Below are 15,954 nucleotides of genomic sequence, written 5' to 3'. Positions count from 1 at the left end.
GATTTATTTTCTGAACCTTTGCTACGCTGAAAGCTTCCACGGAGGAGAGGTCAAATATGCCCAGGATGGGACGTATTGTTTTGCCGCGCAAAAAAGGGGACGGATTTATTTTCTGAGCCTGTGGTGATGCGGAGTGATCAGGCCCAGGTTGATTGTGTAGGGGCAAAGCTGATCGGAAAATAAATCTGTCCCCTTTTTTAATTACCTGGGCGATATGACCATGACCAAACAGGTCAATGGCAAGACGGTGATCGATTTGGGATCGATCGAGGCTGTCAGTCATTTTGCCGGTCAGCAGCTGATCAACAACGCATCCGCCGCTGCGATCGCCAAGGCTTTCGGTCAAGACGTTACGTTGGCCGGTATCCTCCAGTCGACGATCTACAGCACCTTGGCGGCGTATTCCTTTGACCAGGTGGGCAACCTTCAACTGAAGACGGGCAGTCCGGAGAAGATCGCCCTCCATGCGTTGGTAGGCGGCATGATCGCCGAAGCATCGGGCAGCGATTTTGCTGTGGGTGCGATGGCGGCAGGCGTGAACGAGACGTTTGCTAACCAGTTGCGACGGATGTCGGCTCAGATGAGTCCGGAGTATCGCGACCACCTGATGCTCATGTCCTCGCAACTGCTGGGCGTGGTAGCCGCTGCCGCCGTGGCTGGTGATGATGCGAATAGTCTGCAGACAGGCTCGTTTGTTGCTGGCAATGCGACCCAGTACAACAACCTCAATCACCATGACATGAGTGATTTTGTCGGGGACATGAATGCCTGCGGTAGTAACGAGACTTGTCAGAAAAACACGTGGGATGGGGGAAAGTACGAACAGATCAGTAACGAAATCACCGACTGGTCGGAGAAGGCCGTCAGTGGAGCTTTTGCCAAGTCCCTGCTGACTTCGATCCAGGGCGGACTGACCGCCCTGAAGGACCTCAATTGCACGACGACGCTCTGCACGCAATATAAGGACACCCTGACTGAGCGTGCGCTGAACGACCTGACGAACCTGGCGAAGGTCACCGACCAATGGAAAAACGCAACGAGCTTGGCTGCGCTGGTCATACCCGGCTCGGGCGGCGCTCGGGGTGCTGGCGAAGGGGCGCTTTCGCCTAGGGTTCAGGCGGCTCTGGATAAATTCACCGAGGCCAAGGCGGTACGCGGTGGAGGGACCTTAACGGCAGAGAAAACCGCGTTGCCGTCAGGCTATCGTGAAGGCGGTTCCGCAGGGGCTGCTTTCAACGCGACGGGGGGACTGCCAGAGGGCTATCGTCGTGTTATCAACACCAAGACTGGTAATGTTGAGGTGTTGGCAGCGGACGGCAAACTGTACCTTGAGACGGGGAATGGGCTGACGCCAAAGGCTGGGGGTAATCTTGCGGGGTTGGTCGATGCGGAGAAGAATACTGCTGGTGCAAAAGGAATAAATTCCCCTTCAGCGCCTCGCAATGCAAGCGACCTCGCAGGCGGTCCGCTGCAAAACGCAGTCCAGATAAGCGGACGTTTCAAACTTGATGGTGGGCCAGTCAATGGAACGGTGTATAGAGCGGATAACCAAGGAACATTACCAGCTATGCTGTGTATGATTCGGCGGGGATGATTGTTAAGAGAGTTGACGTTACTGGAGCCGCGCATGCGAATGTGCAAACGCCGCATGTAATTGAGTACGGTAGAAATAAATTGCCGGATGGGACGATTAGAGTTCAATCGCCCTCGACAAAATTAGCACCAAGGCCCGCTAAATCTGACGAGATTCCATAATGAAAGTTAACACAATTCATCCCATGATCGGCTTGGTTCGTTATGACTCTTGGAAGTCGGAGTGGGCGAAAAAAGACGAGATTGATGAGTTTTCCTATATAAGTAATAAGTGCAACCCTGAGGATGTATTGCTATCGTGCAAGCTTTTTTTTCCTGATTTTATTGTTGATGGGGGTGGGGTTTTTTTAGAAAGTAAGTATGATGGTGGTGTTGTTGGATCTTGGCTTGAGCAATTCGATGGCGATCTGCAAGCGACTGAAAGAATGATTAACCACACGCATATTTATGATGTCTTTGAAGGATGTTCTGAGGACGTCGATGATAGGGTGTTCGAACAGTTGGCAGAGGTTATTGCATTATCGTGGCGGTTGGTTTTGAGAGAAAAATTTGCTGATAAGGACTTTAGTGTGGTGGTTTCTAACTCGGATCAGGACTATGGTCCGGTGGTTACATTTTTTCAGGTAATTTAACGGTGTAAAAGGCATTCTTACACCTAGAGACTTTCCAGAGGTCGCTGGCAAAATCAGCCAGAAACAGCTTCGGCTGTCTAGTCCTGAAATAGGCTTACACCTGTTTCACCCTAACGCCCGATGCATCGCATCGGGCGTTTTGTATTTAGCGCAACAGGGCGCATAAACTTGCTCTCTGAAAAAGCAGTTTGTCCTAGCTGTACGGGGGTGATCTTACAATTTAGGGAGCGTTATCCAAATATCCAGTTGAATGTATTTACGCGTGATTGAGTTTTATTTGGAGGTCCTTTGAGTTATTCCGATATGTTGTATGAGATGCAGGTTTCGTATAGCGAAGCTACTCATAATAAAGGTCTTACAATCTATCAGGCCTTTGCTTACGCTTATGATGAGATGGATGCGTTTTTGCATTCCAAAGCGCACCGGGTAGAGGTTCAGGCCCTCACCGCTTTATTTTTCGTGGCGATAATGGGGGGGGTGAAGTTTGCTAGGAATGATCCTTTCACAGATGATGTCTTTGAAGAGCTCAGCGATGCGTACTCTAAGCTGCCTGAGTTTGGGTTGGGTAGCAGTAGTGATGAAGACGAGAAGCTAATGCTTGAACATATACGCTTAGTCGCTAGCTATACTGGTGTCATTGATGCTTCAGGTGTCCAAAAGTGCATAGAGGTACTAAGTGTCTCCATGTGATTTCGTTTACGGAAAAGGACCGATAAAGGGAGCGTGTTGTTTATTGGGGAAGTGCAGGCTGACATTGATCAGCCCTTCGATGTGTCCGGCTTCGCCAGTGGCGGGAGCATTGGTAATAGCAAAAAGGGGACAGCAAAAAGCAGCAAAAAGGGGACGGATTTATTTTCGAGGAAAAATGATGGGCATTTCTCTCTGGCGACCAGAAGAGGTGTTCCGGACCTGAACCTGGTTAGCAGTGAAGGAAATAAATCCGTCCCCTTTTTTGGTGAGACGTTGCGTCAGACGCAGATGGTGGCGGCAGGAAGTATCACCATCAAGGCGGTTGAAGGGCTGAAGATTGATATCAAGCACGTCGATCAGCAAACGGTTAGCCAAGCCATTGATGCGATGGTCCAGGCCGATCCGAAATTGGCCTGGCTGAAAGAGGCTGAAGCGCGAGGTGACGTGGATTGGCATCTGGTCAAGGAAATCCATGAGTCGTTCAAGTACCAGAACTCGGGACTTGGCCCGGCTTCGCAATTGATCATTGCGATTGTTATGGCGGCCTTTGTCGGTCCTGCGGCACTGAGCGCTTTTGCCAGTATGGGAACCATCGGAGCCGCAGGCCTTGCAGCGGTGGCTACGGGTGCTGCGACGAATGCGACGACTAGTTTTATCAACAATGGAGGGAATCTTGGGGCGGTATTCAAGGATGTGACGTCTTCGGATGCGCTTAAAGGCTATGCCATTTCAGGGGTGACGGCTGGTTTAACGGCTGGTGTTTTTGACGGCATCCTGAAAACAACGACCAATCCGATTACGGGGAAAGTCACCGTCGACCTGCGCAGTCTGGAAGGGGTTGGTCGGTTTGCCGGAAATCAAATCCTGCAAGGCGAAACATCAGCGTTGCTGGGCAAGGCTCTCGGGCAAAAGGGCGGTGCAAGTGACGCGTTGAAAGCGGCCTTATTCAACACCTTGGCGGCAGCCAGTTTCAATGCGGTAGGTGATTACACGAAAGGAGCGGTTGACGACGGCTCTCTGCAAAAAATCGCTATACATGCATTGGTGGGTGGTCTACTGGCTAAAGTGACTGGCGGGGATCTCAAGACCGGTGCCTTGGCAGCGGGAGCGAATGAGGCGCTTATCGGAGTCTTGGATAATCTGGTCAAGGGTGATGAGAACCTCTTGACGATGAGTTCTCAGATCGTTGGGGTCTTGGCCGCCACGGCGCAACAAAACGTCGATGCGAGCACACTGGAAAAGGCTGCGTGGATTGCAAAGAATGCTTCGCAATACAACAGGCAGTTGCACAAAGCAGATCACGAACTCGCCGAGCAACTGGCCGCACGCAGTGGTGGAAAGTACAGCGTTGAGCAAATCGAAGAACAGCTGCGTCTGTCTTCTGTAGACGGCACAGACATTCATGCTGCCTCCGACATGGTTGTCACCAAGGATGGCATTTACGATCCTTCGGCAAAATGGGTGGACTTGGGTAACGGCCAATACGTCCAACAGTTAGCAAAGCTCGATGTGGATCTCGTAGCCTATATTCGAGCGTCAACCAGTAACTACATTTGGGCGGCTTTCCCCGTTGCTCCTGATCACGACTGGAGCAAAACACCCAATGTTAGTGATGAGGTTCGTGATCGTCTCTCGGGTCGAGTGCTGGATGCTCAGGGTGGTTTCCGATCGCCTGTTCTGGTGGATGGAGAGGCGTTTAACCCGCGCTTCCTACCTTGTGGTGACGCTTCGTGTGTTGCCAGCGGGGGCAGCATTGACCTGACGGATCCAGAAACGCAGCGCTGGATCAGTGCAGGAGACGCGAGGGCAACAAAAGATGCCTTGGCAATCGGGTCGCTCGTGCCTTTGCCAATGGCGTGGGTCGGTAAGGTCTTAGGATCTGTTTTTGGAAAAGGAGTTGCGAGCGAGGCGATAGGTGGGGGAAGCTCGGCTATCGTGACGAAAGGCTTGGGGGAAGTAGGGGCGGTAAAAGCGGTAGTCCAAGAGCCTCTAGGTGTAAAAGGCACGTTGAACAAATCTTTGCTTGATGAGTTAACTGCTAATGGTGTGAAATTTACTCTGGAGAATGTTGTTGCAACAACTCGCAATTCTAGTGGGAAAGTCATATTTTTAGAGACTGGAAACTCAAAAGCCGGGTTGCAGCACATTATTGAGGAGCATGGTAGCCAATTCGCTCAGATGGGCGTGTCTGAGGCTCAAATTCCGGGCGTGGTAATGAAGGCTGTTTCTGAAGGAAAACTAGTTGGTCATCAAGGCTCTGGGACAGGACGCCCAATTTATGAGTTAACTATTAATGGGCAGCCGCAGCGAATTGCAGTGACTGTTGGCGACAACGGCTTTGTCGTAGGTGCAAATCCAAGAGGTAGTGTTAAATGAAATATATAAAACTCATGGCGGACTATCAATGTCATCCGCTTTGGAATATGACTCCCGATGAGTATGGAGACATAGATCCTTGCGAGCTTCCTATATCTGAGGAACTACAGCTACGTCTATCAAAATGGGCCTCTATATACAACGAAACACTGGATGTAGATTACCCGCCAAACTCCGGATTCAAGAGTGAGGATTTGGAGCGACAATTCAAATTGGAGGGGGAGCGATTAGCCGAAAGTTTGAGGTGTGAGCTTGGTCCAGATTATTCTATTTTTTTTAAAATTTAAAAAGGGACAGATTTATGTAGACCAGGCAAAGCTTGGTCGCCTGAAAAAAAGAAAAGGGGACAAGAAAAGGGGACAGATTTATTTTCGAGGAAAATGGTGGGCATTTCCCTCTGGCGACCAGCAGAGATGCTCCGCATCCTGAACCTGATTTGCAGTGAAGGAAAATAAATCCGTCCCCTTTTATACACAAGATGAGCTACGTCTAATTTTGCAAAGCAAGGAGGTTGTTAGCACACCAGTGACTAACAAAAAAAGGGGACGGATCTATTTTTCTCGTGACTAGCGGAATGCTTCACATCTCTGATTTGCAGCAGGTGAAAATAAATCTGTCCCCTTTTTTCGCTTTTTTCGTCCCCTTTTTTCAAAATCAAAATGCCGTATGGCGAAAGAATTAGTGTGGATGGGTGGCAACTAGAGTTCAAACCGCCTAGGGCAGAAGGCGAGCTACCCGCCATCATACACGCGAGATATACAGGGGCTTACTAAATGGATATTAAAATAGATAGCCCGATTCGGGTCGGGATGAGTTTGCTTGAGTTTGATGATCGTATTCCGTCGATAAGGTTTTTTGTAGAGTTGAGTGTTGAAAAATTTGAGTTTTCTTTTTCGATAAAAATGAGCTGCTGGATTGAGTGCGCTGTACTCGATACGTTTGTTGACATGCTTAAGCGGGAAAGGGTGGCTCGGATGCAGGATGTAAACAATGACTTCTCTCTCGTAGTCGACTGTGAGAATAATAGATTGCTTTGGTCCTCTGTCAAAAGGGATGTTTTTGGCAATGCGATAAACACCGGTGGGGAAGAAGCTTTAGCTAATGGCGCAACGAGTAAAATACTACAGGAGTTTGAAAGCTATCCGAAATGGTGGTGATTTGGACTGTCTGGTCCTGAAATAGGTTTACACCTGTCAGGACTACAAAAAGGTACAAAAAGTACAGAAAGGTGACGGATTTATTTTTCTTTGACCCGCGCAGCGCTGAGCAAAAGGGAACGGATTTATTTCGAGGAAAATGGTGGGTATTTCCCTCTGGCGACCAGCAGAGATGCTCCGCATCCTGAACCTGATTTGCAGTGAAGGAAAGTAAATCCGTCCCACTTTTCTTGTCCCACTTTTCTTTAGCGCCAAGCAAAATCGGTCAAACTAGACCGGTAACGGCCGTGAAAGTTCGCAAAAAGGGGACAGATTTATTTTCGAGGAAAACGGTGCGTATTTCCCTCTGGCGACCAGCAGATGCTCCGCATCCTGAACCTGATATGCAGTGAAGGAAAATAAATCCGTCCCCATTTTTTCTTCCTTTTTTTCTGTCCCCATTTTTTCTTGGTCCGCTGATCGTATAAAAGTTGAAGTGGATGGTGCCTTCCAGAACAAAACAGTTGTAGGTAACAAATGGACCGGGACGACCCCTAGTGGTGTGCAGGTCGAGGGATATCAGCCCCAAAACTACCGTTTATCCAAAACTTTAGGCGCATGCAATGAAGCTGCTTTTTTCATGGGAAAGATCGGCTGGAAGTTTTTCGCCGAGCTGTAGTTCAAGTACCGTCAACAAAGATGGTGTTAGTCCACTTGCCTGCCTCTTAACCGATGATGGTGGGCAAACGTCTTTAGAGGTGGTGTCGTGGTTGAATGAGGGTGTGAATCGGATAAGATTAGTTAAAGAGTCTAAGATTGATTTTTCAGATTGGAGTCGTGATGCATGGGGAGCTGAGTTATCTAAGGGCGAAGTAAAAATTTATTCGCTATACGATGAGAATTACTTCGAATTGCTTGATATCGACTCATTTGAAGCGGCTCTATTGGCCTGGTTGAACTTTATTCAGCTGAAGCCAGGAGCTGGAGTGGCACGGAGAAAAGGGGACAGATTTATTTTCTGAGCCTGTGGTGATGCGGAGTGATCAGGCCCTGGTTGATTGTGTAGGGGCAAAGCTGATCGGAAAATAAATCTGTCCCCTTTTTTTGCGGAGTCTGCAAGTCGTTCAGGCGGGAAGGATTTAGGTTTTTGAATATGAGTGATGAATTTACATCAATAGTACTGGGTGATGAATACGATGCGGTGTTGCGTAACGCCCTACACATTGTTTTAGTCAGGCTTGGTGCTGTAGGACTTGATAAGTCATGGGCGGTTGGAGGCTCTCAAGAAATTGAAGTCACAGAGGTTGAGTTGATGGGTGGTAAAGTTAAAATTGAGTCAGAAACATTCGTAGGTCTTACTATATTCGGGCCTGAGTTTATTATTGATAAAATAGTCGATAAAGTGCGTCAGGAACTTTCTCTATAAGTAAGGTCTGAAGTAAGCCAATTTTAAATGACCTGAGTTGATCTGGCACCGGCCTTGCGCCGGTGTTTTGCACCCTGTCTGCACCCTTCCTATATCTATCCTGTAGTCCTCTTGCACTCAAGCTGAAGGGAAAAAGGGGACAGATTTATTTTCTGAACCTTTGCTACGCTGAAAGCTTCCACGGAGGAGAGGTCGAATATGCCCAGGATGGGACGTATTGTTTTGCCGAATTATCCACACCATATCGTGCAGCGCGGCCATAACCGTCAGGTGGTTTTTGCGGCTCCCGAGGATTATCAACGCTACCTGGCGGATCTGCGCGAGCTCAAGGATGCTTTTGGAGTTAGGGTCTACGCCTATTGTTTGATGACCAATCATCTCCATCTGCTGCTGGCCCCGGGTGAGTCGATCGCTGGGTTGGGGCAGATGATGAAGGCTTTAGCGGCACGTGCCACACGTTACCGCAATCGGCTGGAAGGGCGCTCCGGTACGCTATGGGAAAGCCGTTACAAATCCAGTGTCGTGCAGTCAGATGCTTATCTCCTTGCCTGTTGTCGTTACATAGAATTGAATCCTGTACGCGCTCAAATGGTGGCCGACGTAGCAGATTACCAATGGTCGAGCTACGGAAGCCGGTTGGGTGATGGGCCTGACAGCGGATGGCTGGATGTCGATCCCTGCTTCGTTGCTCTAGGCGCTACGACTGTGGAGCGGCGTCGTAGATATAAGGCTTTCGTGCATGAGGCCATACCTACAGAGCAGGTCCGATTGATCCGTGATGCATTGCAGCGAGGTCAGTTGACCGGGACAGGGCGCTTCGTTGATGAGGTAGAGCGAATTGTTGGTATTCGGGTAGAACAACGAGGTCAGGGGCGGCCAAGGGGGAAGAACGGAAAATAAATCTGTCCCCTTTTTTCGTCCCCTTTTTTCCACTATGGGAAAAATGGTGCCCATATTGTTCCAGATGCGAGGAACTGAGATGCTATTCGCGAAAAAATTGCCGGATTGGCTCGTGGCGTGCTTCCGCGTTGCGCTACTTGGCGAGATATACCCTAATATTAGAGCCATCGCCGTCGGATATCATGAAAGTGGTTCTGTGTTAATTCGATACTATCTTGATCGTCAGCCAACAGACTTTGATTTGGAGAGCCTAGAGGTTGTAGCTACAAATTTAGATGCGCTGGGAGGGAAAGAGCAGGCGATCAAAAAAATTGATATCCAGTGCGTGCATGCGGAGGGTGCTAAGCGAGATTTAGATCCGATTAGTGGATTTTTATACTCTAGGCGAGAGCACGAATAAAATGGTGCAAAGGGGACTGTCGGAGAAAAGGGGACCGGAGAAAAGAGGACGGATTTATTTAACGCAGTTTTGCTTTTTTGGTGGTCCTTTTTTTTTGGCCACCTTCTGCGAAAATATCGGCTTTCGTGGAGTGCAATGATGAAGCAGCTAGAGTTTGAGAAGGTAGGTGATATAAATATTTTTTTTCCATATTTGTGTGTGTATTTTAAGGGTGGGAGTGAGCCGTTTATGGATATTGGAACATCTGAGAAAGCGGGTTATTGAATTTAACTTTTATTCGAGTAAGAAAAATGTAGTTCTAAACATGTATAAGTGGAGTGAGCTATCTGAACGTGCTCAGCTTTTTCTAAAAGCTGAATTGCAGAATAAAGAATTCGAGTAATAAAAAAAAGGAGAAAGAGGGCAGATTTATTTTTCTCGTGACTAGCGGAGCGCTCCACATCTCGATCTGTTTTGCAGTGTGATGAAGCGGAGTGATCAGGCCCTGGTTGATTGTGTAGGGGCAAAGCTGATCGGAAAATAAATCTGTCCCCTTTTTTCCCTTTTTTCCTTTTTTTTTCACGACCCCGTATGCGTGTGTGGCCGAGCCGTCATGTCGACGCCAAGTGCCTTCATGACCGCCAGCATTGTTTTCAGAGTGGGATTACCATGTTCGCTAAAGGAGCGGTATAGCTGTTCGCGCGACAGGCCCGTTTCCCTGGCCAACTCGGTCATCCCCTTGGCTCGTGCGACGACTCCCATCGCTTTGGCGATATAACTTGCATCGCCGGTTTCCAAGGCATCGCTTATGAACTCCGCGATGGCCTCGGGAGTGCAGAGGTATTCTGCTGGGTCGAATTCGGTAAAAATCTCAGTCATTTTGTGCTCTCCACGCCTGCATTATCTGGTGGGCGGTTTCAATGTCGCGGCTCTGACTGCCCTTGTCACCCCCGCAGAGCAGAATCACCAGCATGTCGCCCTGCCGGTAGAAATACACCCTGTAGCCAGGCCCATAGTGAATTCGTAGCTCACTGATACCATGGCCGACTGGAGCGACATCGCCGGGTAAACCCTCTATCAGTCGATTGATCCGTGAGGTGATACGAGCTCTACCGGTGTCATCCTTAAGCTTTTTCAGCCAGGATCGGAATTTGCTGGATTCGATCTTCTTCATAAAATGTAGTCTATAAAATACAGAAAAAGCAAGGCTGCATATTTAGCAGCAAGCGTGAGCCCATAATGTGAAACGGGCGACCCCAAGGTCGCCCGTTTTCGTTATCCGGCAGCCTGCGCCCGCAACCGTCTTCCGATCACATCCATCACGTCACATCCATCGCGTAGAGAAATCGTCAACAGCTTGCAAAAGTCGGATAGCACGACGGTATCGGAGCTGATTTCTGAGCGGAACGCGATATTTTCCAGCACTTGGGTTACGCAACGGATGCGGTAGTCGGCGGTTTCGAAGAGAACGTCGAGTGGGGCTTCGGTGTCGATGAGCAGGGTGGCGGGAGTGCAGTCGACGCCAGTGATGGGCATGTATCTGGTCATAGCAAGAGCCTCGGAGGTTGATGAGTCTCTCTGTTGATTCGGGTCGCCAAACCCGGCCGCTATTGGGCGACGAGGGACTATAGGCCGACCTTCTCCATCGCCACAAGACACCGTTTTCCGAGCTTCATGTAGGGCGTTTCGCTTGGCATCTTTCGGCTTAAAGCAGGCGACTGCTGCGCAGTCGAGCGGGAGCAAGCTCCCTCGCCACGGGGCGGTGCTCGACTTCGGGTGGCTGGCGCTTCAGCCATGGCAGCAGCTGTGGGGCTTGGCTTCCTGGTATTTATCGTGGTGGCGCACCCAGTCCATGATTTCGGCTTCGTTGCGGCCCTTTGGCGTGAGGTCGAGGTAGTTGTAGGTGCCGACGAGGATGTCGAGGCCGCGAGCGTAGGTGGAGTAGGTGTGGAAGATGTCGCCGGCTTCGTTGCGATAGAAGACGCTCAGGCCTGGGAGTTCGCTTTCGGCGCTGTCGGTTTTTTCGTAGTTGTAGGTCGCTGTTCCAGCTGTGCGGTCTTGTGCGTTGAAGCTGACGCCGAAATCGTAGTTGAAGTCGCAGCCTGCCGATGAGACCCAGTCGAAGACCCAGCCCATGCGCCGTTTGAACGGCTGGAATTCGGCGAACGGGGCGTGGGAGACGGCCACGACGGCGACGTCGTGGTGGGCCAGGTGCTGGTTGGCGCCGTCGATGTGATCGGACAGGAACGAGCAGCCCTGGCAGCCTTCGGTCCAGCCGGGGCCGAACATGAAGTGGTAGATGATCAGTTGGCTGCGGCCGCCGAACAGGTCGGCCAGGCTCAGTTCACCGTGGGGGCCTTGGAAGCGGTAGGGTTTTTCGACTTTTACCCAGGGCAGCGCGCGGCGTTCGGCGCTGAGTTTGTCCCGTTCGCGGGTGAACGCTTTCTCGTGGGCGAGGTGTTCGCGGCGGGCGGCGAGCCAGGCTTCCCGCGATACGACCTGATGGTGCTCGATGTTCATAGGGCTTCTCCTCAGAGACTCATTGATCGGCGATTGCAACGGCTAGTCGTTTGGCGGCCGGCGGATTCGACAAACCGTTGGTCGGCGTGGGAAAGACGCCGCCGGTAAACCCGGCTGAACGGCGCCGCACCGCCTCGGTCACAAACTGAGTAGGCATCTCACTCTCTAGAGGATGGACCAGGATGACGACTTATAACTGGGACTTGATCGAACGGTTGCTGCACGAAGTGCAAAACGGCGCCGGCCACAGTTTTACCCCTCGGCCCTATGCGGAGCAGCACGCGGCGGAAAAGGCGGCTCTGGGCGAGGACATCGAGAACCTCGATCATCTGAAAGCGGTTGCCGGAGAGTACGAAAAGCTGCTGCTGGAGCGGGGTTATATCGAGCCGCGGCCGGAGGAAGAGGGCGGCAATGGCGAGAATTTTGTGCTGACGCCACGTGGCTCGCGGTTGTTGAGCCTGATCGACAGCAGCATTCCGGGCAATGATCATCCGCGGCAGGTGCTGGATGAGCAGGAAGATGCGCTGGATGAGTTTACTTTTGATGATCTGGCTTCGAAGGCGCAGATTGCCTGATGGATTCACCCATTCTCCTGTGGGAGCGAGCCTGCTCGCGAAAGCCATCTGACAGGCAACTTACGTTTGACCGTCAGGCCGCCTTCGCGAGCAGGCTCGCTCCCACAGGGGGATTTGTGGTGGGGCTTATGGGCGAGCTGCTTTCAGGCACTTCAAATCGCTGAAATCCTTCTTCACCCCGTCAATCTTTTTCAACAGCTGTTCACGCTGCGTCGGGGTGCTCTGTGCCATCAGGTCCACCAACAGACTGCGGGCCTGGGCTTCGGTTTTGTTGTAGGCCTCGCGGTAGGCGGGCGTCCACAGGCTTTCGCGGTTCACCAGTAGTTGCTCGATGCGTTTCGGGAATTCGGGGCTGTGGCGCTGGGCGACGGCTTCGCTGAACTGGTTCTGCCAGTGGGCGCGGTTGGCGATCCATTGCTGATTCTGGTCGCCAAGCGCGGTGGACCAGGCTTGTACGCGTTGGCGCTGGGCGTCGTTGAGCGGGCCGATCCAGTCGTTCAGGCGTTTTTCCATGCGCTCGGCGCGTTCCTTGATCTGTTGTTGCAAGGTCGGCTTGAGGTAGTCCCGCTGGCGTTTGCGTTGATCCTTGATGAAGGCGGCGTCCATGTCGGCCACCTGGTCATCGCTCAGGCCTTGTAACAGTTCGGTGGCCGATGGGGTGATTTCCCGGGCAGTTTCGGCGATCGCGGCCTTGGCTTCGCGGGTGCGTTGCTGCAGGGCTTCGTCAGTCACCTGGTCGGTCTGCACCATGGTTTTGAGGCGATCGAGCCAATCCAGGTAGCCGGGCAACTGCGTGGTGCAATGCCAGCTCAGGTGTTCCTTGAGGCGGTCGTTGAACCAGTCTTTCTGCTCGCCGTTGATCTCCAGGTAATCGTTGAGGGTCCAAGGGATGATCAGGTCGAGGTTGCGGTAGGCCAGGCCGACACGGCTGCAAGCGGTGAGTGTCAGCAGCAGGGCGATGAACATGGCGGTGCGTGTTAACCAGCGCGACATGAGCGAGTCCTTGCGAAGGCGGAGGTGCTTTGTTTGAGCATGGCAGGCGCGCGGCAGTTCAGCCGATTAATAAGTAACGCTTAGTAAAAAGGATGGGCCATCTTGAGGGTCAGCAGGCTGTCGCATTCGCTGTTGTGGCCGGAGTAGGCGGAGCAACTGCTGCCGCTGAGGCTTGAGTCGCTGTAGATCAGGTCCAGGTCGATGCCTTTCCATGGGCGGGAGATTTTCAGCGACCAGTCGCTGAAGCTGCTGACATAGCCGTTATCCACGGAAACCGGCGAGTTGAGCTGGTGGGTGGTGTATTTGGCGCTGATGCCAATGCCGAACGGCACGTTGCCGCCCAGGTCGGCGAACAGGGTGCTGTTCTGTTTGTCCGGATCGTTGCTCAAGGCGGCGCCGAAGCGGCTGCCGAGCAGGGTCAGGCCGCCGTAGAATTCCTGGCTGTCGAGGGTATCGACGGTGGGATAGCTGTAGTGGATCAAGCCGACTTCGTAGCCCAGGGTCTGGCCGAAGGGTTGTTTGAAACCCATGTAGGAATCGATCTCAAGGTCGGCGGATACGCCGGCGCTGGGTGACCACTGGCCGACATACCAGCCGCTGTCATGACTCAGGTCCAGGCCGCCGTGGAACGAGCCGGTGCTCGAAGGCGTCACTAGGCCTTGGGCCATGCTGCGGCTGGGGGTGGTGCCGAGTTTGAGATCGAAGTCGCCGAGCTCGCGCTGGAACACCTGCCCATAAGATGCGGGGCAAGCGAGCAGGCTGAACGTCAGCAGGACAACAGGAATGCGCATGCTTCACTCCATGAATAGCGAGGAGCAGGGAATCGTAACCAAGCTGAAACGCTTGAGCTAGAGAGGTGCAAGCATACCGGCGAATGCCCGGCAGCGATGGCCGTTCGTCGATTTATGTGGGAAGGGGGTCGAGCGGGGAAGGTTCCAGTCCAAGCGCTTCGAGATTCAAAGCGCTTTGGGACCAGGTGAAACGGGGCTTACTTCTTGCCCAGGCTGATCTGCTTGGACGGACCGAAGGTCTGGCCGCTGACACCTTTGGCAATCTGCTGGATTTCACCGCCGGACTTGAGGAAGGCAGCGATCTGGTCGTTGATCGACTCGCTGGTTTCAACGGCTGGGGCTGGCTTTGCTTTGCTGTTGGATGCTTTTACGCGCATGACGGCCATTAACCTATGGATAATTAATTGGGCCAGGCATCGTACAGGAAATACTTGACAATTGCTTGGTAAATATCCCTCCGGAATATAGCGCAGCGAGGCCGGAAATATTACCGATTTATGTACGTTTATCGCCCTAAGCCACTGTTTTAAATAACAACCTTTGACGTGGTTCGGGCTCGAAATGTGGCGATTCGCCCTCGCTGCCGTCTGACGAATGGCCGCTCTCTCGCTGAAAACCCAGGAAAATCAACGGCTGCACCGGCGACCACGAATCACGCGGCAAAACCGGGTAGAATGCCGCCCACGTAATGAGGGTATCTGGAAATGGCTTTAGTCGGGCGCTACAACAGTTTGCAAGTGGTTAAACATACCAACTTCGGTTTATATCTGGATGGCGGCGCGGACGGCGAAATCCTGCTGCCCAACCGATATATCCCCAAGGATATTCCGAGTGAAGATGAAGACTGGCTCAATGTTTTCATTTATCTGGACAGCGACGACAAACTGATCGCTACCACGGAAAAACCGAAAGTCCAGGTAGGCGAGTTCGCCAGTCTGAAAGTGGTTGAGGTCAACAGCATCGGCGTGTTCCTGGATTGGGGCCTGCCCAAGGATCTGCTGTTGCCGTACTCCGAAGAAAAACGCCAGATGACCGCCGGCGAATACTGCGTGGTGCACGTCTACCTCGACAAACACACCCGCCGCATCACTGCCACGGCGCGCCTGGACCGTTACCTGGACAAGACTCCGGCCAACTATACGCCTGGGCAGGAAGTCGATCTGCTGGTTGCCGAAGCCACTGACATGGGCTTCAAGGCAATCATCAACAACAAGCATTGGGGCTTGATCCACAAGAACGAAATCTTCAAGTTCATGCGCGCCGGCATGCAGGAGAAGGGGTTCATCAAGGAAATCCGCCCGGACGGCAAGATCAGCCTGAGCTTGCAGCCGGTGGGCCAGGAAGCGGCGACCAGCCTCAATGCGAAGATCCTCGCCAAGTTGCGCGACAACAACGGCACGCTGCCGGTCAGCGACAAGAGCGACCCGGCGCTGATCAGCAGCCTGTTTGGCGTGAGCAAGGGCAACTTCAAGAAGGCCATTGGCGCGCTGTACAAGAATGGACAGATTGTCATTCATGCGGATCGTATTGAGTTGGCCTGATCGCACTACTGGGCTTGTGGCCTGTGGGCTTTTGGGCTCTTGATCTCGTGGCGAGGGAGCTTGCTCCCGCTGGCCCGCACAGCGGGCCCCGGCGTCCTTCCTGACCTACCGTGGCGATAAGGACATTGTTTGGGGCCGCTCCGCACCCCAGCGGGAGCAAGCTCCCTCGCCACGGTGATCTTCGCTGTATACAAAAAATTGCACCCTAAGCATGCACCCGCGCCCCGTTCGTGGGCGCATGCCGGTGCTCGCTCGGCCTTCCCTTGCTCTGCAAACCGCGGTTTGTCGCGGATCTTGCACCTGTGGCACGCATTCTGCGTAGCAACCCGTATACAAACCATGCCGGCTCCCGTGCGCAGTGTGGTGGACAATCAATTCGGGGGCACGGCGGTACTCAAAAGG

General features: G+C 52.4%; 20 protein-coding genes and 1 pseudogene. 13 read left to right on the top strand and 8 right to left on the bottom strand.

Annotated features, from left to right (window positions below; genetic code table 11):
* Positions 1 to 220 precede the first annotated feature (220 nt).
* The 11 genes and pseudogenes from J3P91_RS20000 (at position 221) to J3P91_RS19950 (ending at position 9,153) form a co-directional block, all read left to right on the top strand.
* Positions 221 to 1,594: a DUF637 domain-containing protein gene (locus tag J3P91_RS20000; RefSeq protein ID WP_434601517.1), complete on the top strand. Its 1,374-nt coding sequence runs from the start codon at positions 221 to 223 to the stop codon at positions 1,592 to 1,594.
* Positions 1,591 to 1,755, top strand: coding sequence for a polymorphic toxin type 24 domain-containing protein (locus J3P91_RS19995; RefSeq protein ID WP_434601516.1), 165 nt, complete (start codon positions 1,591 to 1,593; stop codon positions 1,753 to 1,755). The genes J3P91_RS20000 and J3P91_RS19995 overlap by 4 nt, the downstream gene beginning before the upstream one ends.
* The gene (locus tag J3P91_RS19990; RefSeq protein WP_434601515.1) at positions 1,755 to 2,225 is read left to right on the top strand and encodes a hypothetical protein; all 471 of its coding nucleotides are present in this window, start codon (positions 1,755 to 1,757) and stop codon (positions 2,223 to 2,225) included. Before J3P91_RS19995 ends, J3P91_RS19990 begins: the two co-directional genes overlap by 1 nt.
* Before the next feature lie 120 nt (positions 2,226 to 2,345).
* Entirely contained in the window at positions 2,346 to 2,495 is a 150-nt protein-coding gene (locus J3P91_RS19985; RefSeq protein WP_434601514.1) for a deaminase domain-containing protein, read from the top strand.
* Positions 2,496 to 2,513: 18 nt separating this feature from the next.
* Positions 2,514 to 2,915: a hypothetical protein gene (locus J3P91_RS19980; RefSeq protein ID WP_434601513.1), complete on the top strand. Its 402-nt coding sequence runs from the start codon at positions 2,514 to 2,516 to the stop codon at positions 2,913 to 2,915.
* 24 nt (positions 2,916 to 2,939) lie between these two features.
* A pseudogene (locus J3P91_RS19975) lies at positions 2,940 to 5,291 on the top strand (DUF637 domain-containing protein); the annotation flags it as partial.
* A gap of 773 nt (positions 5,292 to 6,064) precedes the next feature.
* Positions 6,065 to 6,448 (top strand): hypothetical protein, encoded by a 384-nt coding sequence (locus J3P91_RS19970; RefSeq protein WP_434601512.1) that lies wholly within the window; start codon positions 6,065 to 6,067, stop codon positions 6,446 to 6,448.
* 602 nt (positions 6,449 to 7,050) lie between these two features.
* Positions 7,051 to 7,449: a hypothetical protein gene (locus J3P91_RS19965; protein WP_434601511.1), complete on the top strand. Its 399-nt coding sequence runs from the start codon at positions 7,051 to 7,053 to the stop codon at positions 7,447 to 7,449.
* A gap of 131 nt (positions 7,450 to 7,580) precedes the next feature.
* Complete coding sequence (locus tag J3P91_RS19960) at positions 7,581 to 7,853, top strand: hypothetical protein (RefSeq protein WP_434601510.1); 273 nt, start codon at positions 7,581 to 7,583, stop codon at positions 7,851 to 7,853.
* A gap of 198 nt (positions 7,854 to 8,051) precedes the next feature.
* Positions 8,052 to 8,753, top strand: a complete 702-nt coding sequence (locus J3P91_RS19955) for a transposase (protein ID WP_434601509.1) — start codon at positions 8,052 to 8,054, stop codon at positions 8,751 to 8,753.
* Positions 8,754 to 8,832: 79 nt separating this feature from the next.
* Positions 8,833 to 9,153 carry a colicin gene (locus tag J3P91_RS19950; protein ID WP_434601508.1) on the top strand — a complete coding sequence of 107 codons (321 nt, stop codon included), beginning with the start codon at positions 8,833 to 8,835 and terminating at the stop codon, positions 9,151 to 9,153.
* Between the two features lie 558 nt (positions 9,154 to 9,711).
* Here J3P91_RS19950 and J3P91_RS19945 read toward each other — a convergent pair.
* From J3P91_RS19945 to J3P91_RS19925, 5 genes are all read right to left on the bottom strand, one after another.
* Positions 9,712 to 10,011, bottom strand: a complete 300-nt coding sequence (locus tag J3P91_RS19945) for an addiction module antidote protein (protein WP_434601507.1) — start codon at positions 10,009 to 10,011, stop codon at positions 9,712 to 9,714.
* Positions 10,004 to 10,306: a type II toxin-antitoxin system RelE/ParE family toxin gene (locus J3P91_RS19940; protein ID WP_434601506.1), complete on the bottom strand. Its 303-nt coding sequence runs from the start codon at positions 10,304 to 10,306 to the stop codon at positions 10,004 to 10,006. Before J3P91_RS19940 ends, J3P91_RS19945 begins: the two co-directional genes overlap by 8 nt.
* A gap of 101 nt (positions 10,307 to 10,407) precedes the next feature.
* Positions 10,408 to 10,680: a hypothetical protein gene (locus tag J3P91_RS19935; RefSeq protein ID WP_434601505.1), complete on the bottom strand. Its 273-nt coding sequence runs from the start codon at positions 10,678 to 10,680 to the stop codon at positions 10,408 to 10,410.
* Positions 10,681 to 10,920: 240 nt separating this feature from the next.
* Entirely contained in the window at positions 10,921 to 11,652 is a 732-nt protein-coding gene (locus tag J3P91_RS19930) for a DUF899 domain-containing protein (RefSeq protein ID WP_434601504.1), read from the bottom strand.
* A gap of 19 nt (positions 11,653 to 11,671) precedes the next feature.
* Positions 11,672 to 11,809, bottom strand: a complete 138-nt coding sequence (locus J3P91_RS19925) for a hypothetical protein (protein WP_434572540.1) — start codon at positions 11,807 to 11,809, stop codon at positions 11,672 to 11,674.
* 25 nt (positions 11,810 to 11,834) lie between these two features.
* On the opposite strand from J3P91_RS19925, the gene J3P91_RS19920 reads away from it, so the two are divergent.
* A complete protein-coding gene (locus J3P91_RS19920; protein ID WP_434601503.1) occupies positions 11,835 to 12,227 on the top strand; it encodes a transcriptional regulator in 393 nt (130 codons plus the stop codon).
* 126 nt (positions 12,228 to 12,353) lie between these two features.
* Here the strand turns inward: J3P91_RS19920 and J3P91_RS19915 are convergent, their stop codons facing one another.
* The 3 genes from J3P91_RS19915 to J3P91_RS19905 form a co-directional block, all read right to left on the bottom strand.
* Positions 12,354 to 13,220, bottom strand: a complete 867-nt coding sequence (locus tag J3P91_RS19915; protein ID WP_434601502.1) for a DUF6279 family lipoprotein — start codon at positions 13,218 to 13,220, stop codon at positions 12,354 to 12,356.
* 80 nt (positions 13,221 to 13,300) lie between these two features.
* Positions 13,301 to 14,011 (bottom strand): TorF family putative porin, encoded by a 711-nt coding sequence (locus J3P91_RS19910; protein ID WP_434601501.1) that lies wholly within the window; start codon positions 14,009 to 14,011, stop codon positions 13,301 to 13,303.
* A gap of 197 nt (positions 14,012 to 14,208) precedes the next feature.
* Positions 14,209 to 14,397 carry a hypothetical protein gene (locus tag J3P91_RS19905; protein ID WP_018607615.1) on the bottom strand — a complete coding sequence of 63 codons (189 nt, stop codon included), beginning with the start codon at positions 14,395 to 14,397 and terminating at the stop codon, positions 14,209 to 14,211.
* A gap of 318 nt (positions 14,398 to 14,715) precedes the next feature.
* Between J3P91_RS19905 and J3P91_RS19900 the strand changes: the two genes are divergently transcribed.
* Positions 14,716 to 15,552: a CvfB family protein gene (locus tag J3P91_RS19900; protein ID WP_434572546.1), complete on the top strand. Its 837-nt coding sequence runs from the start codon at positions 14,716 to 14,718 to the stop codon at positions 15,550 to 15,552.
* The last annotated feature ends 402 nt before the right edge of the window (positions 15,553 to 15,954 follow it).

Origin of the sequence: Pseudomonas sp. Z4-7, from assembly GCF_051131965.1 — a bacterium.
Taxonomy (GTDB): domain Bacteria; phylum Pseudomonadota; class Gammaproteobacteria; order Pseudomonadales; family Pseudomonadaceae; genus Aquipseudomonas.
The sequence above is the reverse complement of the archived record's forward strand: the minus strand, read 5'-3'. Positions and strand labels throughout refer to the sequence as shown.

Excerpts from the sequence above, each read along its gene's own strand:
- J3P91_RS20000 (WP_434601517.1), top strand. The coding sequence starts at position 221 with ATGACCAAACAGGTCAATGGCAAGACGGTGATCGATTTGGGATCGATC.
- J3P91_RS19995 (WP_434601516.1), top strand. The coding sequence starts at position 1,591 with ATGATTGTTAAGAGAGTTGACGTTACTGGAGCCGCGCATGCGAATGTG.
- J3P91_RS19990 (WP_434601515.1), top strand. The coding sequence starts at position 1,755 with ATGAAAGTTAACACAATTCATCCCATGATCGGCTTGGTTCGTTATGAC.
- J3P91_RS19985 (WP_434601514.1), top strand. The coding sequence starts at position 2,346 with ATGCATCGCATCGGGCGTTTTGTATTTAGCGCAACAGGGCGCATAAAC.
- J3P91_RS19970 (WP_434601512.1), top strand. The coding sequence starts at position 6,065 with ATGGATATTAAAATAGATAGCCCGATTCGGGTCGGGATGAGTTTGCTT.
- J3P91_RS19965 (WP_434601511.1), top strand. The coding sequence starts at position 7,051 with ATGAAGCTGCTTTTTTCATGGGAAAGATCGGCTGGAAGTTTTTCGCCG.
- J3P91_RS19960 (WP_434601510.1), top strand. The coding sequence starts at position 7,581 with ATGAGTGATGAATTTACATCAATAGTACTGGGTGATGAATACGATGCG.
- J3P91_RS19955 (WP_434601509.1), top strand. The coding sequence starts at position 8,052 with ATGCCCAGGATGGGACGTATTGTTTTGCCGAATTATCCACACCATATC.
- J3P91_RS19950 (WP_434601508.1), top strand. The coding sequence starts at position 8,833 with ATGCTATTCGCGAAAAAATTGCCGGATTGGCTCGTGGCGTGCTTCCGC.
- J3P91_RS19945 (WP_434601507.1), bottom strand. The coding sequence starts at position 10,011 with ATGACTGAGATTTTTACCGAATTCGACCCAGCAGAATACCTCTGCACT.
- J3P91_RS19940 (WP_434601506.1), bottom strand. The coding sequence starts at position 10,306 with ATGAAGAAGATCGAATCCAGCAAATTCCGATCCTGGCTGAAAAAGCTT.
- J3P91_RS19935 (WP_434601505.1), bottom strand. The coding sequence starts at position 10,680 with ATGACCAGATACATGCCCATCACTGGCGTCGACTGCACTCCCGCCACC.
- J3P91_RS19930 (WP_434601504.1), bottom strand. The coding sequence starts at position 11,652 with ATGAACATCGAGCACCATCAGGTCGTATCGCGGGAAGCCTGGCTCGCC.
- J3P91_RS19925 (WP_434572540.1), bottom strand. The coding sequence starts at position 11,809 with ATGCCTACTCAGTTTGTGACCGAGGCGGTGCGGCGCCGTTCAGCCGGG.
- J3P91_RS19920 (WP_434601503.1), top strand. The coding sequence starts at position 11,835 with ATGACGACTTATAACTGGGACTTGATCGAACGGTTGCTGCACGAAGTG.
- J3P91_RS19915 (WP_434601502.1), bottom strand. The coding sequence starts at position 13,220 with ATGTCGCGCTGGTTAACACGCACCGCCATGTTCATCGCCCTGCTGCTG.
- J3P91_RS19910 (WP_434601501.1), bottom strand. The coding sequence starts at position 14,011 with ATGCGCATTCCTGTTGTCCTGCTGACGTTCAGCCTGCTCGCTTGCCCC.
- J3P91_RS19905 (WP_018607615.1), bottom strand. The coding sequence starts at position 14,397 with ATGGCCGTCATGCGCGTAAAAGCATCCAACAGCAAAGCAAAGCCAGCC.
- J3P91_RS19900 (WP_434572546.1), top strand. The coding sequence starts at position 14,716 with ATGGCTTTAGTCGGGCGCTACAACAGTTTGCAAGTGGTTAAACATACC.